This window comes from Pseudochelatococcus sp. (assembly GCF_050946405.1).
Classification (GTDB): domain Bacteria; phylum Pseudomonadota; class Alphaproteobacteria; order Rhizobiales; family Beijerinckiaceae; genus Pseudochelatococcus.
The window spans coordinates 140,719-154,836 of sequence record NZ_JBMNUS010000002.1; the positions used below are offsets into that span (position 1 = coordinate 140,719).

Here is a 14,118-nt window from a genome sequence, read left to right on the forward strand (position 1 = left end):
TTTCAGCGCCTGACGGAGCTGTAAGGGCCGAGAGTGTAAAAACACTTACCGCATTCTGCCACATCCCGATGACGCTATCCGTATCCGGGCGTCGCCGGAAGATGTTTTTCGGCCGCCGATCTCAGCCATCCTCCTGATACAGCAAGGCGAGGATGCCGAGCAAGCTGCCGACAACGCCGGGAAACCATGCAGCGAGCGTGGGGGAAAGGATGCCCGCCCCGCCAAGATCCTGCATGATCTCCGTCGCCACATAAAGCACGAAGCCGGCCACAACGCCACCCAGAACGAGCTTCGCCACGCCGCCAAATCGAAAGAACCTTAAGGAAACGGAAGCGGCGATGAGCACCATGGCCACCAGCAGCAGCGGCCGCGCCATCAGCACCTCGTATTGCAGGCGGTAGGGGCTGGCGTCCAGGCCGGCCTGCTCGGTGCGGTCGATCAGGTCCGGCAACTGCCAGAACGAGACCGAACTCGCGGCCGTGAACGATTGCCGCACCTGCGCGGGCGCCAGCGTCGTGGCGAGCAGGTAGGTGTCATACGTCTGCGGCTCCTCGTTCAGCATGGTCACGCGGGCCTTCTCAAGCTCCCAGTGGCCGTCATAGAGCCTGGCGCGCTCGGCCTCCACCCGTTCGAGAAAGCCGCCGTTGTCGTCGAACAGGAAGACGGTGACGTTGACCAGCGTGGCCGTTTCGTCGATGGCCGAGCTTGCCCGCAGAATTGCCTGCCCGTCGATGCTTTTCTGGCGAATCCAGATGTTCTCGCGTCCCGGAACCGCCCCTTGCGAGAAGAGCGTCGCCTCCAGCGTCGCCGCGCGCTGGCGCAGATTCGCCGACAGCGGATTGAACAGCGTCACGGACACGACGCCGAGCAGCAGCGCGACGATGACCGGCGGTTGCAGAAATCCCCAGGCCGAGATCCCGACCGAGCGGGCGATCACCAGCTCCAGCCGCCGGCTGAGGGTCAGCAGCGTCGCCATGCTGCCGAAAAGCACCGCGAAGGGCAGCACCTCCTCCGTGACGGAGGGCGTGCGCAGAAACGACAGCCATGCCATGATGTGCGCCGACGCACCCGGCGCATCGCCGGCGCGGCGCATCAGCTCGACGAAATCGAGCGTGTAGACCAGCACGAACACGGTGCCGAACACCGCGCCGATGGTGAGCAGGAAGCGCCGGCCGAAATAGCGCCCGAGCGTGGGACCGATCAGCATCACGCGCCTCCCGCCGCCGCCCGCGGCGCTGCTCGCGGCCGCCCGAGGGCGCCGATCGCGGCGCGCACGCGCGGGCCTTCGAAGATGATGAACAATGCGATGAGCCCGGAGAACAGCGGCGCGCCGTAGATGCCCACGGCCGCCAGCGGCTCGCGCACCACCGCGCTGGAAGCGAAGAAACCGAGGATGCGCACCAGCCCGACGGCCGCGACCGCCGTCACGATCGCGACGCTGCGGCCCTGCCTGGTGGTGCGCGCCTCGCCCAGCGCCGCGAAGGCGATCAGCATGAAGGAAAGGCAGTAGAGCGGCGCGGAAAAGCGGTCGTGCAGCTCCGCCCGGAAGCGCCCCGACTGGTATTTGTAGACGGGATCCTCCGGGTCTGGCGACAGCAGGTCGGCGGTGGAGCGCTCGCGCGGACGGTAGATCGTCTCCGCCTCGCTCGCGGCGAACACCGACAGGTTGAGAGCGTAACGCTGGAAGGTGACGATGGCCGCGTCGCGGCTGTTCTTCTCCTGCTGCTGCACGGAGCCATTCTCCAGCACCATGAAGCTGTCGTCGCCGATGCGCACTGTCTGGCCGCGCTCCGCGATGTAGACGGAAACCTTGTCCGGGTTGCGCTCGTCCTGCATGAATATGCCGAGCAGCGCGTCGCCCGCTCTTTCGCGGTAATGGAAGGTGATGCCGGAATCGAGCGTCGTGAACTGGCCTTCCTTGACGATGTTCGCGACGAAATCCGCCCGGATCTGGGTGACGAGATCGCGCAGCGTGTTGAAGCTCTGCGGCATGAGGTAGAGCGTCATCACCGCGACGAGGGCGAAGGCGGCGCAGCCCAGCGCGGCGAAGGGGCGCAGCAGGCGGCCCGGCGCGATGCCGGCAGCGCTCATCACGATCAGCTCCGAATCGCCGTTGAGCTTGTTCAGCGCGTAGAGGGTGGCGATGAACAGCGCCACCGGCGCGATGATCACCACCAGCGCCGGCAGCGACAGCAAAGTCGCCAGCATGAATATCCCCAGCGTCTGCCCCTGGCCGGTGACGAGATCGAGCTGACGCAGGATCTGCGTGATCCAGATGATGAGCGTCAGCGCCAGAAAGCAGGCGATGAACGCCACCGTCACGTTGCGCAGAATGTAGCGTTCGATCAATGTCATCCTGTTACCGTCGAACTGTTGCCCGCCGCCGGCCGCCCCCGCCGTGGCCCGAACCTGTAATCGAACTAATGTGTTCACGCCCGTTCGGCAAGGTTGCAGGCCGGGATGGCCGGCAGTAGACCTGAACGTCGCGCCGGGTATTCCTCGGCATTCCCCGGCGCGGATGGTGACGGCCGCTTCTGAAAATGCTCTGATCGCCGTACAATCGAATAGTGACGCTTCTGCGAGGATTTTATGACCGGCCGTATCAAGGTTGAATTCGTTTCCGTAGCCCGCCCCGAAGGGGGCGAGGTCGTCGTGTTCGCCGACGACACCCTTTCCGTGTCCGCGACCGCGGCCGCCTGGCTCGGCGAGGCGGGGCTGGAACAGGTGCGCCGCGCCGCGGCTGTGGAGAAGTTCAAGGGCGCGGCCCGGACGGCGCTCGTGCTCGCGGCCCCCGCCGGCATCGCCGCCGAGCGTCTCGTCGTCGTGGGCGTCGGTCCGGCGAAGGATCTCGGCACCACCGACTGGACGCGCCTCGGCGGCGCGACGCTCGGCAAGATCGCGGGTGCGCAGGCGCACATCCTGTTCGACTTTCCCGGCGGATTCGCGCCGTCGCCCGAGGCGGCGGGAGATTTCTCGCTCGGCCTGCGGCTGCGCGCCTACCGTTTCGACCGCTACAAGACGAAGAAGAAGCAGGATGACGAGGAGCGCGACGACGTGCCGTCGGAAATCGCGCTGCAAATCGCCGATCCCGCCGCCGCCAAGGCCGCCCGCAAGGCCGCGAAGGCGGTTGCGGAAGGGGTGACGCTGGCGCGCGATCTCGTGAACGAGCCGGCCAACGTGCTCGATCCCGAAGAATTTGCGCGGCGCGCGGGAGAACTGGCGAAGCTCGACGTGGCGGTCGAGGTCATCGGCGAAAAGCAGTTGCGGGAGCTGGGCTTCGGCGCGCTGGTGGGCGTGGGGCAGGGCTCGCGCTCCGACAGCCAGGTCGCGGTGCTGCGCTGGAACGGCGCGGGCGAGGACGTGCAGCCTGTCGCCTTCGTCGGCAAGGGCGTGACCTTCGACACCGGCGGCATCTCCATCAAGCCGGCCGCCGGCATGGAAGACATGAAGGGCGACATGGCCGGGGCGGCCGCGGTCGTCGGTCTCATCCACACGCTTGCCGCCCGCAAGGCGAAGGTGAACGCCGTCGGCGTCATCGGCCTCGTGGAAAACATGCCCGACGGCAAGGCGCAGCGGCCGGGCGACATCGTGACGTCGCTCTCCGGCCAGACCATCGAGGTCATCAACACGGACGCCGAAGGGCGACTGGTGCTGGCCGATCTGCTCTGGTACACGCAGGGCCGCTTCCGGCCGCGCTTCATGGTCAACCTCGCCACGCTGACCGGCGCGGTCATCGTCGCGCTGGGCCAGGAGAACGCCGGCCTGTTCTCCAACAACGACGAACTGGCGCAGCGCCTGACGGAAGCCGGCAAGATCTCCGGCGAGACCGTGTGGCGGCTGCCGCTGCAACCCGAGTACGACAAGCTGATCGATTCGAAGGTCGCGGATGTGAAGAACACCGGCGGGCGTTTCGCCAGCTCGATCACCGCCGCGCAGTTCCTGCAACGGTTCGTCAACGATACGCCCTGGGCGCATCTCGACATCGCCGGCACGGGCATGGCCGCCAAGCAGACCGACACCAACCGCTCCTGGGGCTCGGGATGGGGCGTGCGGCTGCTCGACAGGCTGGTGCGCGACCACTACGAAGGCTGATGACGGACGTCCTGTTCTATCATCTGCAACGCCAGCCGCTGGAGGCGGTGTTGCCGGCGCTCGTCGAAAAGAGCCTCGCGCGCGGCTGGCGGGTGGCCATCGAGGTGCCGGACGCCGAACGGCTCGCCGCGCTCGACGATCACCTATGGCTCTATCGCGACGACAGCTTCCTGCCTCACGGCACCGACCGCTCGCCGGATTGCGCGGGCGAGCCGGTGCTGCTCGTCTGCACGCGCGACAACGTGAACGGGGCGGACGTGCGTTTTCTCGTCGACGGCGCGGGTCTTCCCGATGACGCGCAATCCTACGCCCGCATCGTGCTGATGTTCGACGGCAACGACGATGCCGCGCTGGCGCGGGCGCGGGACGAGTGGCGCAAGGTGCGCGCGCTGGGGCTCGCCGCGACCTACTGGCAGCAGGACGACACGGGGCGGTGGATCAGGAAGGGATAGATTTCTCCCTTCCCGTCGCGTCGCTTCCGGCATGTAGACGCTTACATCCAGTAAGGCCCGATGCCGTAGTAGTCGTGGACACGCTTCTCGTAGTCGCGGTCGCCCCAGTGCGGCTCTTCTTCCTTGCCGTAACGGGGGCCGCCTTCGAGCTGCTCCCGCGTCAGATGCACCACATAGCCGCCCCTCTCCGGGTCGTAGGTGAGCGCCGACCACGGCAGCGGGTGGTAATCCGAGCCGAGGCCCAGAAACCCGCCGAACGACATCACCGCATAGGCGACGCGGCCGCTATGCTTGTCGATCATGATGTCGTGGATGGAGCCGAGGGTCTCGCCCTCGGCGTTATAGACGGATGTACCCGCCACCTTGTCCGCGCCGATCAGCGTGCCGGTTTCGTCAACGTGAGCCACCGTATCCTCCTTTCGTTGTTGATGTCTCTACAACGGGCGAGGAATGACTCCGGTTCCGAATAATTTTACGCGATCTTCAGCAGAATATGCTTCTTCTTGCCAAGAGAAAGCTTGATGGCGCCATCGGATGTGAGGTCGGATAGCGTCAGCTTCGCCTTTTCATCGGTGATCGTCTCGTCGTTCACCTTGAGACCGCCGCCCTTGATCTGACGCCGCGCCTCGCTGGTGGAGGCGACGAGCCCGGCATGATCGGGGCCGAACGCGGAAAGGACGCCGAGTCCCTCCTCCAGCAGCGCGCGGGGAACCGCGTGGCTGGGCAGGTCCTGCGCCAGCGCGCCTTCCTCGAAGGTTTTCCGCGCGGTTTCGGCGGCGGCGCCGGCGGCGTCGCGCCCGTGCAGCAGGGCCGTGACCTCGGTGGCGAGGATCTTCTTGGCGTCGTTGCGTTCTGCGCCTTCCAGCGCGTCGAGGCGCGCGATCTCGTCAAGCGGCAGATCGGTGAAGATCCGCAGGAAGCGGCCGACGTCGGCGTCTTCCGTGTTGCGCCAGTATTGCCACAGCTCATAGGGCGACAGCATGTCCTCGTTGAGCCAGACGGCGCCGCCCGCCGACTTGCCCATCTTGGCGCCCGACGCCGTGGTGAGCAGCGGCGAGGTGAGGGCGTAGAGCTGCGTGTTGTCGACGCGCCGGCCGAGTTCCATGCCGTTGATGATGTTGCCCCACTGATCCGAGCCGCCCATCTGCAACCGGCAGCCGTAGCGCCGCGACAGCTCCAGGAAGTCGTAGGCTTGCAGGATCATGTAGTTGAATTCGAGGAACGACAGGGACTGGTCGCGGTCGAGCCGCGTCTTCACCGAATCGAAGCTCAACATGCGGTTGACGGAAAAGTGCCGGCCGATGTCGCGCAGAAAGGGAATGTATTTCAGCTCGTCCAGCCATTCCGCATTGTCGACCATGACGGCGTCGCTCTCGCCTTCGCCGAAGGTGAGGAAGCGCGAGAACACTTTTTTGATGCTGGCCTTGTTGGCCTCGATCTGCGCATCGTCGAGCAGGGGCCGCGCGTCGTCGCGGAAGGACGGGTCGCCGATGCGCGTGGTGCCGCCGCCCATCAGCACGATGGGCTTGTGGCCGGCCTGCTGGAGGCGGCGCAGCATCATGATGTTCGTCATGTGCCCGACATGCAGGCTGGGTGCCGTGAGGTCATAGCCCACGTAGGCCGTGATCTTCCCCGCGATCGCCAGGGCGTCGAGCCCCTCGGCGTCGGAAATCTGGTGAATGAGGCCGCGCTCGTCGAGCGCACGGAGGAAGTCGGAACGGAAGGCTGTCATCGATCTTTCGGTTTGTGCTGTGTTGCGGCGCGCTGTGGCGCCCGCGCGGGTCTATAGCAGCTCGGACGCCGTTTGGAAATCGCGCGCCCGCCGCCGAAAACCGGTTCGCGGGAGGGAAAATGCTCCACGATTCTTTGTCTGAACAGGTTCTTTCCGATCAAATGATTCCATTCGGCCGGAAAGCGCTCTAATGAAGCGGGATCGGGAGAGGTCATCATGTCGGACAGGATATCACGCGACAACGTACTGCGCGGCGAGGTAATGCGTGGCGAGGTAATGTGTGGCGACGTAATGTGTGTCTTGGGCCTGATGAGCGGCACGTCGATGGACGGCATCGATCTGGCGCTCGTGGAAACGGACGGCGTTGTCATTCACGGTCTGGGGCCGGCGGGCTTCCATCCGTATGATCAGGCGGATCGCCAGCTTCTGCGCAAGGCGCTGGCCGCCGCCGCGCATCTGACGGACCGCGACGCCCGGCCGGAGGCTCTGGCCGAGGCGGAGGCGATGGTGACGCATCGCCACATCAGGGCGGTCGACAGTTTTCTCGCTTCCTGCCAGCTAGGCCCCGGCGGCGTCGACCTGATCGGCTTTCACGGCCAGACGGTTCTCCACCGCCCCGAGGAGGGGCTGACGATGCAGATCGGCGACGGACGCAAGCTCGCGGCGCATGTCGGAATACCGGTGGTCTACGATTTTCGCGCCGCCGATGTCGCCCTGGGCGGGCAGGGCGCGCCGCTGGTGCCGCTTTTTCACCGTGCGATGGCGCGCAATGCGGGGCTCACGGGGCCGATCGCGGTGCTTAACCTCGGCGGCATCGCCAATGTCACGTACATCGAGGCAGGAGACGACGAGGCGCTGATCGCCTGCGACACCGGCCCGGCCAACGCCCTGATCGACGATTTCATGCTGAAGCGCACCGGCTTTCCCATCGACCGGGACGGCGCGCACGCGGCCTGCGGCACGGTCAACGAGGCCGTCGTCGACAGCTTGCTGGACAACGCCTTTTTCACCCGGCCGCCGCCGAAATCGCTCGACAGGAACGCCTTCGTCCTGCCGGATCTTTCCGCGCTGTCGGTGGAAGACGGGGCCGCGACGCTCACCGCCTTCTCGGCCCGCGCCACCGCCAGCATCATTCCGCTGCTGCCGCAGCCCCCGCGCCTGTGGGTGCTCTGCGGCGGCGGCACGCACAACGCGGAACTGGTGCGCCGCATCCGGGAGGCCACGGGCGCGGAAGTGGCGATCGCGGACGATCTCGGCTGGTCGGCGGATTCGATGGAAGCGCAGGCTTTCGCCTTCCTCGCGGCGCGCAGCCTGCGCAAGCTGCCGCTGACCCTGCCGACGACGACCGGCGTCACGGCGCCCGTGTCGGGCGGCGTGCTGGCGACGCCGCCCGACACGGGCGCGATGGCGCGATTGAAGCGATAGATGGAATCTTCCGCCTTTCAACCGAAGGCGGAAGATTCGGGCGTCGTGCTATCCGGCCGGAGCGCGTTCCGATTGAACGGAACCATTGAGAGCGGGATGCGATCAGGTTGAATCGCCGTTCCGCTCTCAATTCCATATTTTTATCGCAACTGGTGTTCAATTCGATGGATCGATTTGAACGCAAGCTGCTCTAGGTATCGAACGTATCGATATCGCGCTTGTAGGTCTCCGGCACGAAAAGCAGGCCGATGACCAGCGTCATCAGCGCAATGGCGATCGGATACCAGAGGCCGTAGTAGATGTTGCCCGTCGCCGCCACCATGGCGAAGATGGTGGGCGGCAGGAAGCCGCCGAACCAGCCGTTGCCGATGTGATAGGGCAGCGACATGCCCGAATAGCGGATGCGCGTCGGGAACAGCTCCACGAGCTGCGCGGCGATGGGGCCGTAGACCATCGTCACCAGCAACACGAGCACGAACAGGATGGCGACGGTGAGGGGGTAGTTCATCCGGTTGGGGTCGGCCTTCGCCGGATATCCCGCCTCGCGGATGGCGGCGGTGAGTTCGGCCTGGAACTGCGCCGTGCGCGCCGTGCGCTCCTCCGCCGACAGCGCGCGGGTGTCGAAGGAAGCGAACGTGCGCTCGCCGACGCGGATGGAAGCGATGGTGCCCGTGGGCGCGGCGACATTCTCGTAGTTCACCGAGTTGCGCGCGAGGAAGCTCTTGGCGATGTCGCAGGAGGAGGTGAACTGCGCCGTGCCGACCGGATTGAACTGGAACGAGCATTCGCGCGGATCGGCCAGCACCGTCACCGGGGAGGTGGCCTGCGCGGCGGCGAGATCGGGATTCGCGGCGCGGGTGAGCGCGTTGAACAGCGGGAAGTAGAGCACCGCGGCGAGCAGGCAGCCGCCAAGGATGATCGGCTTGCGGCCCACCTTGTCGGAAAGCCAGCCGAACACCACGAAGAACGGCGTCGCGAACAGCAGCGCGATCGCGATCTGGATATTGGCGGTGGCCGAATCGACCTTCAGCGTCTGCGTCAGGAAGAACAACGCATAGAACTGGCCCGTATACCACACCACGGCCTGCCCGGCGGTGCTGCCGAACAGCGCATAGAGGCCGATCTTCGCGTTTCGCCAGGTGCCGAAGGCTTCCGACAGCGGCGCCTTGGAGCCCGTGCCCTCGCTCTTCATCTTCTTGAAGGAAGGCGATTCCTCGAGCTGGGTGCGAATCCATACCGAAATCGCCAGGAGCACGATGGAGATCAGGAAGGGAATGCGCCAGCCCCAGGCCGCGAAAGCTTCCTCGCCGAGCCAGGTGCGCACGCCGAGAATCACGAGAAGCGAGAGGAAGAGGCCCATCGTCGCCGTGGTCTGGATGAAGCTCGTGTAGAAGCCGCGCCGGCCCCGCGGCGCATGTTCGGCCACGTAGGTCGCCGCGCCGCCGTATTCGCCGCCGAGCGCGAGCCCTTGCAGCAGACGCAGGACGATCAGAATGACCGGGGCCGCGATGCCGATCGAGGTGTAACTGGGCAGCAGGCCGACGATGAAGGTCGACAGGCCCATGATGATGATGGTGATGAGGAACGTGTACTTGCGGCCGACGAGATCGCCGAGGCGGCCGAAGAACAGCGAGCCGAAGGGGCGCACGGCAAAGCCCGCCGCGAAGGCGAGCAGGGCGAAGATGAAGCCGGCGGTCGGATTGACGCCGGAAAAGAATTGCGCCGCGATGATCGCGGACAATGACCCGTAGAGATAGAAATCATACCATTCGAAAACGGTGCCGAGCGAGGAGGCGATGATCACCTTGCGCTCTTCCCGTGTCATCGGAGCAGCCTTCGGCGCTGCTCCGCCCGTCGTGCTGGCGAAGCTCATGGAAGTGGTCCTTCTTTGCGTTTCCCGAGTGAAAACCGGAAGGCGCTCCCACACCCCCGGCCCGACCGCCGGCGGCCGTCTTGCGCGGCTCGACCGGAGACCTCCGTCAATCGCCCACGCCGGTGCATCGAAGATCCGCCGGGACTGCGCGCAATTAACGCACCCCATGATAGTTGCAAAAGAAACCGATGCTGCTAGATAATTAGTCGTTGGACGAAAGTCGTAGATGCGGTGCGGCATGCGTTGCGCCATGGCGTGCCGATGCCGCTGAAGATTCGCGGGCCTTGCTTCGGCTTTCGTTCACGTCATCGTTTTTCCATGCGGAAAAATTATTCAAGCCGGGACGTCGCGGCGTAAAGGGCGATGGCGGCGGCGTTGGACACGTTGAGGCTCCTGATCTTGCCCGGCATGTCGAGGCGCGCGAGCACGTTGCAGCGCTCGCGGGTGAGCTGGCGCAGGCCCTTGCCCTCCGCGCCGAGCACCAGCGCCAGCGGGCGGCGCAAGGGAACGTCGGCGAGCGGTTCCGCGCCTTCCGAATCGAGGCCGACGCACAGGTAGCCGCGTTCGGAAAGCGTCTGGAGGGCGCCGGCCAGATTGCGCGCCACCACGAACGGCACGTGTTCGAGCCCGCCCGAGGCCGATTTCGCCAGCACGCCGGTCGCGACCGGGCTGTGTCGGGCCGTGGTGAGAACGGCGTCGACGCCGAAGGCGCTCGCCGTGCGCACGATGGCGCCGACATTGTGGGGATCGGTGATCTGGTCCAGCACCACGATGAGCGAATCCGGGGCGAGATCCTCGACGGTGAGCGTCGGCAGCGATTCGGCGTGAAGCAGCAAGCCCTGATGCACCGCGTCCGCGCCGACGCGCCGGTCGATTTCCGACGGCCTGACGACGGTCGGCGTCACGGGAAGGCTGTGGAAAACCTCGGAAAGGCGCCGGGCGGCGTTTTCGGTGACGAGCAGGGAGCGAAAACGGCGCGCGGGATTGGCGAGCGCCTCCGAAACCGCATGCCAGCCATAGAGCAGGGCGCCGTCCTCCGCTTCGTTTTCAAGCGTGCGGAAGGGTTTGCGCGGGTTTGCCGGCCGCGGCGGCCGGCCGTCGGCGCGCGCGTCGCGAGAAGGGTTTCGGCGTTGTTTCTGGGAGCTTTTTTCGTTCATGCGCGCGGCCTCCTGGTGGAAAAGCATACGTTGCATGTGTAACATCGCTTTGCCAGATCGCATTAGGTGTTGACAGGGGGGAGCGCATCGCCCTAAGAACCGCCCCGCTGCTTCCGCCGACGTGGGGGCCGCCCCGGCGGTGTTTCCGGGCGGCGCTCGGGAATGGCGGTCTGCCGGAATGGGCTGGAGGAGTGCCCGAGTGGTTAAAGGGGACGGACTGTAAATCCGTTGGCTACGCCTACGTTGGTTCGAATCCAACCTCCTCCACCATCCGTTCCGGGACTGTATCGTGCGGGTGTAGCTCAATGGTAGAGCAACAGCCTTCCAAGCTGATGACGAGGGTTCGATTCCCTTCACCCGCTCCATACAGCGTATATGGGCCGTTTCACCGATAGAGGTGACGCGGGCTGTCGGTTTGGGTAAAGGTAACAGGGAAACGGCGCTGCACCGGCGATGAGGCAGGGCTAGGCGCAGCGTCCCGGACTGTCCGTTTCGGCGAGAGGCGGAAGTCGTTTCAGGATGTGACGAGAGAGCGACGTCGATGGCGAAGGAAAAGTTTGAGCGGACGAAGCCGCATTGTAACATCGGTACGATCGGCCACGTTGACCACGGCAAGACGTCGCTGACTGCAGCGATCACGAAGGTTCTTGCGGAGGCTGGCGGCGCTTCGTTCACGGCGTACGACCAGATCGACAAGGCGCCTGAAGAGAAGGCGCGCGGTATCACGATCTCGACGTCGCACGTCGAGTACGAGACGGCGAACCGGCACTACGCGCACGTCGATTGCCCCGGCCACGCGGACTACGTGAAGAACATGATCACGGGCGCCGCGCAGATGGACGGCGCGATTCTGGTGGTGTCGTCGGCGGACGGCCCGATGCCGCAGACGCGCGAGCACATCCTGCTTGCGCGCCAGGTCGGCGTGCCGGCGCTGGTGGTGTTCATGAACAAGGTCGACCAGGTGGACGACCCCGAGCTTCTCGAACTGGTGGAGCTCGAGATCCGCGAGCTTCTGTCGAAGTACGAGTTCCCCGGCGACGACATCCCTGTCGTGAAGGGCTCTGCTCTCGCCGCGCTCGAGGACTCGAACCGCGAGATCGGACACGACGCTGTGCTGAAGCTGATGGAGGCCGTCGACGCCTACATCCCGCAGCCCGAGCGTCCGGTTGACCAGCCGTTCCTGATGCCTGTCGAGGACGTTTTCTCGATCTCGGGCCGCGGCACGGTGGTGACGGGCCGCGTGGAGCGCGGGATCGTGAAGGTCGGCGAGGAAGTGGAGATCGTGGGCATCCGTCCGACGGTGAAGACGACCGTGACGGGCGTTGAAATGTTCCGCAAGCTTCTCGATCAGGGTCAGGCAGGCGACAACATCGGCGCGCTGCTTCGCGGCACGAAGCGCGAGGACGTCGAGCGCGGTCAGGTTCTGGCGAAGCCGGGTTCCGTTAAGCCGCACACGAAGTTCAAGGCCGAGGCCTACATCCTGACGAAGGAAGAGGGCGGCCGTCATACGCCGTTTTTCGGGAACTACCGGCCGCAGTTTTATTTCCGCACGACGGACGTGACGGGTATCGTCCACCTGCCGGAAGGAACGGAAATGGTGATGCCGGGAGATAACATCTCCATGGAAGTTCACCTGATCGTCCCGATCGCGATGGAGGAAAAGCTGCGCTTCGCTATCCGCGAAGGCGGCCGTACCGTCGGCGCAGGCGTCGTCGCCGAAATCATCGAGTAATGGATCAATCCGGCTGCGAGCGCATTTTGGTTGATGCGCTTGCCGGCAGGATACGATAGAAGAAAGCGGCGGTTTCGCCGCTTTCGATGCGCCGATTCTCACGGCGCGCCGCATAGGAGTGTAGCTCAACTGGCAGAGCACCGGTCTCCAAAACCGGGGGTTGGGGGTTCGAGTCCCTCCACTCCTGCCATGCGGCGGGAATGACGATACCGAATATCAGTGCCCGGCGCCGCCCGTTTCGAGGGCATGGCCGGGCGATTTCGTTTTCACGGAACTGTAAGATTTCCGCCCCGAAACGGCCGCAGCCCTTGACGGGCGGCGAATCTGAATGTAAAGAAGTCCAACTTTCGGTAAGCCGTAGGTGTTCAGGTTCGAGGCGCCAAGCCTTGATGAGCGAAACCTAAACGTTGCCGTTTTCAGCACCGACTGGCCGCAAGTATGGCTTGATTGTCAGATCTGGAGCATGACCGGGCGCAAGTTCGGTCCTCTGCCTGTGCAAGTGCTTGAAGCCGAGATGGCTTCAGGCACGATTGCGCGTTTTCTGTCTGTCGCCGCGGTTGGGCGATGTAACGATTTCCGGCTGTTCGGGGCTTTAGGGTTCCTTGATGCACCGGGTTCTGGAAAAGCGGCCAGCGGCCGACGATAGGGGCGGTTGCCGACCGTCCTGCGGTTGAAAGCGAGAGAAGAAGAGTATGCCGACGATCAGCCAGTTGATCCGCAAGCCGCGGACGGCGCAGAAAAGCCGGAACAAGGTTCCCGCCCTCGATTCCTGCCCGCAGAAGCGGGGCGTGTGCACGCGCGTTTACACGACGACGCCGAAGAAGCCCAACTCGGCTCTCCGCAAGGTGGCCAAGGTGCGCCTGACCAACGGCTTCGAGGTGATCGGATATATTCCCGGCGAAGGCCACAACCTTCAGGAGCACTCCGTCGTGATGATCCGCGGCGGCCGTGTGAAGGACTTGCCCGGTGTGCGCTACCATATTCTGCGCGGCGTGCTCGACACGCAGGGCGTCAAGAACCGCAAGCAGCGCCGTTCGAAGTATGGTGCGAAGCGTCCGAAGTAAGAGACGGTGTCTCTTTGATCGGGAGTGTTCCAGGTTAGTCCGTGCCGCCGCGTCGCGGCCCGGTTGTTCATCTAAAGTGAGGCGGAGCGAAAGCCGATGTCCCGTCGCCATAGCGCGGAAAAAAGAGAGATCATCCCGGACGCGAAGTTCGGCGATGTCGTCTTGACCAAGTTCATGAATTCCATCATGCGTGACGGCAAGAAGTCCGCAGCCGAGACGATCGTCTATGGCGCGTTCGATGTCGTCGAGCAGAAGCTGAAGACCGAGCCGCTGGCCGTTTTCAAGCAGGCGCTTGAGAATGTTTCGCCGGCGATCGAGGTTCGCTCGCGTCGCGTCGGCGGCGCTACCTATCAGGTGCCCGTCGAGGTTCGCACGGAGCGGCGCCAGGCGCTGGCGATCCGCTGGCTGATCCAGGCGGCGCGCGCGCGCAACGACCGCACGATGGTGGAGCGTCTCTCCGCCGAGCTGATCGATGCTTCGAGCAACCGTGGCAACGCCGTCAAGAAGCGTGAAGACACGCATCGCATGGCGGAGGCCAACCGCGCCTTCTCGCACTACCGCTGGTAACGAAACGGGTCTAACGGAGCCACC

13 protein-coding genes and 3 tRNA genes are annotated in these 14,118 nt (G+C 64.9%); 9 read left to right on the forward strand and 7 right to left on the reverse strand.

What is annotated here, in order from left to right:
- Window positions 1-121: 121 nt before the first annotated feature.
- Together lptG and lptF are read right to left on the reverse strand one after the other, a co-directional pair.
- The gene (lptG, locus tag ACOYJQ_RS04120; protein WP_433456659.1) at window positions 122-1,207 is read right to left on the reverse strand and encodes an LPS export ABC transporter permease LptG; all 1,086 of its coding nucleotides are present in this window, start codon (window positions 1,205-1,207) and stop codon (window positions 122-124) included.
- On the reverse strand, window positions 1,207-2,355 hold the full coding sequence (lptF, locus tag ACOYJQ_RS04125) for an LPS export ABC transporter permease LptF (RefSeq protein WP_433456660.1): 1,149 nt from the start codon (window positions 2,353-2,355) through the stop codon (window positions 1,207-1,209). Before lptF ends, lptG begins: the two co-directional genes overlap by 1 nt.
- A gap of 234 nt (window positions 2,356-2,589) precedes the next feature.
- On the opposite strand from lptF, the gene ACOYJQ_RS04130 reads away from it, so the two are divergent.
- On the forward strand, window positions 2,590-4,092 hold the full coding sequence (locus tag ACOYJQ_RS04130; RefSeq protein ID WP_433456661.1) for a leucyl aminopeptidase: 1,503 nt from the start codon (window positions 2,590-2,592) through the stop codon (window positions 4,090-4,092).
- Window positions 4,092-4,544 carry a DNA polymerase III subunit chi gene (locus ACOYJQ_RS04135; RefSeq protein WP_433456662.1) on the forward strand — a complete coding sequence of 151 codons (453 nt, stop codon included), beginning with the start codon at window positions 4,092-4,094 and terminating at the stop codon, window positions 4,542-4,544. The genes ACOYJQ_RS04130 and ACOYJQ_RS04135 overlap by 1 nt, the downstream gene beginning before the upstream one ends.
- Before the next feature lie 41 nt (window positions 4,545-4,585).
- Here ACOYJQ_RS04135 and ACOYJQ_RS04140 read toward each other — a convergent pair whose 3' ends face one another.
- The 3 genes from ACOYJQ_RS04140 to ACOYJQ_RS04150 form a co-directional block, all read right to left on the reverse strand.
- Window positions 4,586-4,951 carry a PRC-barrel domain-containing protein gene (locus ACOYJQ_RS04140; protein WP_433456663.1) on the reverse strand — a complete coding sequence of 122 codons (366 nt, stop codon included), beginning with the start codon at window positions 4,949-4,951 and terminating at the stop codon, window positions 4,586-4,588.
- Window positions 4,952-5,016: 65 nt separating this feature from the next.
- Complete coding sequence (tyrS, locus tag ACOYJQ_RS04145; protein ID WP_433456664.1) at window positions 5,017-6,276, reverse strand: tyrosine--tRNA ligase; 1,260 nt, start codon at window positions 6,274-6,276, stop codon at window positions 5,017-5,019.
- On the reverse strand, window positions 6,273-6,611 hold the full coding sequence (locus ACOYJQ_RS04150) for a hypothetical protein (RefSeq protein ID WP_433456665.1): 339 nt from the start codon (window positions 6,609-6,611) through the stop codon (window positions 6,273-6,275). The genes tyrS and ACOYJQ_RS04150 overlap by 4 nt, the downstream gene beginning before the upstream one ends.
- On the opposite strand from ACOYJQ_RS04150, the gene ACOYJQ_RS04155 reads away from it, so the two are divergent.
- Window positions 6,601-7,701: an anhydro-N-acetylmuramic acid kinase gene (locus tag ACOYJQ_RS04155; protein ID WP_433456666.1), complete on the forward strand. Its 1,101-nt coding sequence runs from the start codon at window positions 6,601-6,603 to the stop codon at window positions 7,699-7,701. The two genes, ACOYJQ_RS04150 and ACOYJQ_RS04155, sit on opposite strands and share 11 nt — an antisense overlap.
- A 190-nt stretch (window positions 7,702-7,891) precedes the next feature.
- On the opposite strand, the gene ACOYJQ_RS04160 is transcribed toward ACOYJQ_RS04155, so the two are convergent.
- Both ACOYJQ_RS04160 and rlmB read right to left on the reverse strand, forming a co-directional pair.
- Entirely contained in the window at window positions 7,892-9,574 is a 1,683-nt protein-coding gene (locus ACOYJQ_RS04160) for an MFS transporter (RefSeq protein ID WP_433456667.1), read from the reverse strand.
- A gap of 329 nt (window positions 9,575-9,903) precedes the next feature.
- Window positions 9,904-10,731, reverse strand: coding sequence for a 23S rRNA (guanosine(2251)-2'-O)-methyltransferase RlmB (gene rlmB, locus ACOYJQ_RS04165; protein WP_433456668.1), 828 nt, complete (start codon window positions 10,729-10,731; stop codon window positions 9,904-9,906).
- A 185-nt stretch (window positions 10,732-10,916) separates the two neighbouring features.
- Here rlmB and ACOYJQ_RS04170 point away from each other — a divergent pair.
- The 6 genes from ACOYJQ_RS04170 to rpsG all read left to right on the forward strand — a co-directional run bounded on the left by ACOYJQ_RS04170 (window position 10,917) and on the right by rpsG (window position 14,094).
- A tRNA-Tyr gene (locus tag ACOYJQ_RS04170) sits at window positions 10,917-11,001 on the forward strand.
- Window positions 11,002-11,022: 21 nt separating this feature from the next.
- Window positions 11,023-11,096 (forward strand) — tRNA-Gly (locus ACOYJQ_RS04175).
- Between the two features lie 176 nt (window positions 11,097-11,272).
- Window positions 11,273-12,463 (forward strand): elongation factor Tu, encoded by a 1,191-nt coding sequence (gene tuf / locus ACOYJQ_RS04180; protein WP_433456669.1) that lies wholly within the window; start codon window positions 11,273-11,275, stop codon window positions 12,461-12,463.
- 114 nt (window positions 12,464-12,577) lie between these two features.
- Window positions 12,578-12,653 (forward strand) — tRNA-Trp (locus ACOYJQ_RS04185).
- Window positions 12,654-13,155: 502 nt separating this feature from the next.
- Complete coding sequence (gene rpsL / locus ACOYJQ_RS04190) at window positions 13,156-13,527, forward strand: 30S ribosomal protein S12 (protein WP_433456670.1); 372 nt, start codon at window positions 13,156-13,158, stop codon at window positions 13,525-13,527.
- A 96-nt stretch (window positions 13,528-13,623) separates the two neighbouring features.
- Window positions 13,624-14,094, forward strand: a complete 471-nt coding sequence (gene rpsG, locus ACOYJQ_RS04195; protein WP_433456671.1) for a 30S ribosomal protein S7 — start codon at window positions 13,624-13,626, stop codon at window positions 14,092-14,094.
- Window positions 14,095-14,118: the final 24 nt, after the last annotated feature.

What these genes read in the sequence shown, in the direction of transcription:
- lptG (WP_433456659.1), bottom strand. Translation starts at nt 1,207, where the DNA reads ATGCTGATCGGTCCCACGCTCGGGCGCTATTTCGGCCGGCGCTTCCTG.
- lptF (WP_433456660.1), bottom strand. Translation starts at nt 2,355, where the DNA reads ATGACATTGATCGAACGCTACATTCTGCGCAACGTGACGGTGGCGTTC.
- ACOYJQ_RS04130 (WP_433456661.1), top strand. Translation starts at nt 2,590, where the DNA reads ATGACCGGCCGTATCAAGGTTGAATTCGTTTCCGTAGCCCGCCCCGAA.
- ACOYJQ_RS04135 (WP_433456662.1), top strand. Translation starts at nt 4,092, where the DNA reads ATGACGGACGTCCTGTTCTATCATCTGCAACGCCAGCCGCTGGAGGCG.
- tyrS (WP_433456664.1), bottom strand. Translation starts at nt 6,276, where the DNA reads ATGACAGCCTTCCGTTCCGACTTCCTCCGTGCGCTCGACGAGCGCGGC.
- ACOYJQ_RS04155 (WP_433456666.1), top strand. Translation starts at nt 6,601, where the DNA reads ATGGACGGCATCGATCTGGCGCTCGTGGAAACGGACGGCGTTGTCATT.
- ACOYJQ_RS04150 (WP_433456665.1), bottom strand. Translation starts at nt 6,611, where the DNA reads ATGCCGTCCATCGACGTGCCGCTCATCAGGCCCAAGACACACATTACG.
- ACOYJQ_RS04160 (WP_433456667.1), bottom strand. Translation starts at nt 9,574, where the DNA reads ATGAGCTTCGCCAGCACGACGGGCGGAGCAGCGCCGAAGGCTGCTCCG.
- rlmB (WP_433456668.1), bottom strand. Translation starts at nt 10,731, where the DNA reads ATGAACGAAAAAAGCTCCCAGAAACAACGCCGAAACCCTTCTCGCGAC.
- tuf (WP_433456669.1), top strand. Translation starts at nt 11,273, where the DNA reads ATGGCGAAGGAAAAGTTTGAGCGGACGAAGCCGCATTGTAACATCGGT.
- rpsL (WP_433456670.1), top strand. Translation starts at nt 13,156, where the DNA reads ATGCCGACGATCAGCCAGTTGATCCGCAAGCCGCGGACGGCGCAGAAA.
- rpsG (WP_433456671.1), top strand. Translation starts at nt 13,624, where the DNA reads ATGTCCCGTCGCCATAGCGCGGAAAAAAGAGAGATCATCCCGGACGCG.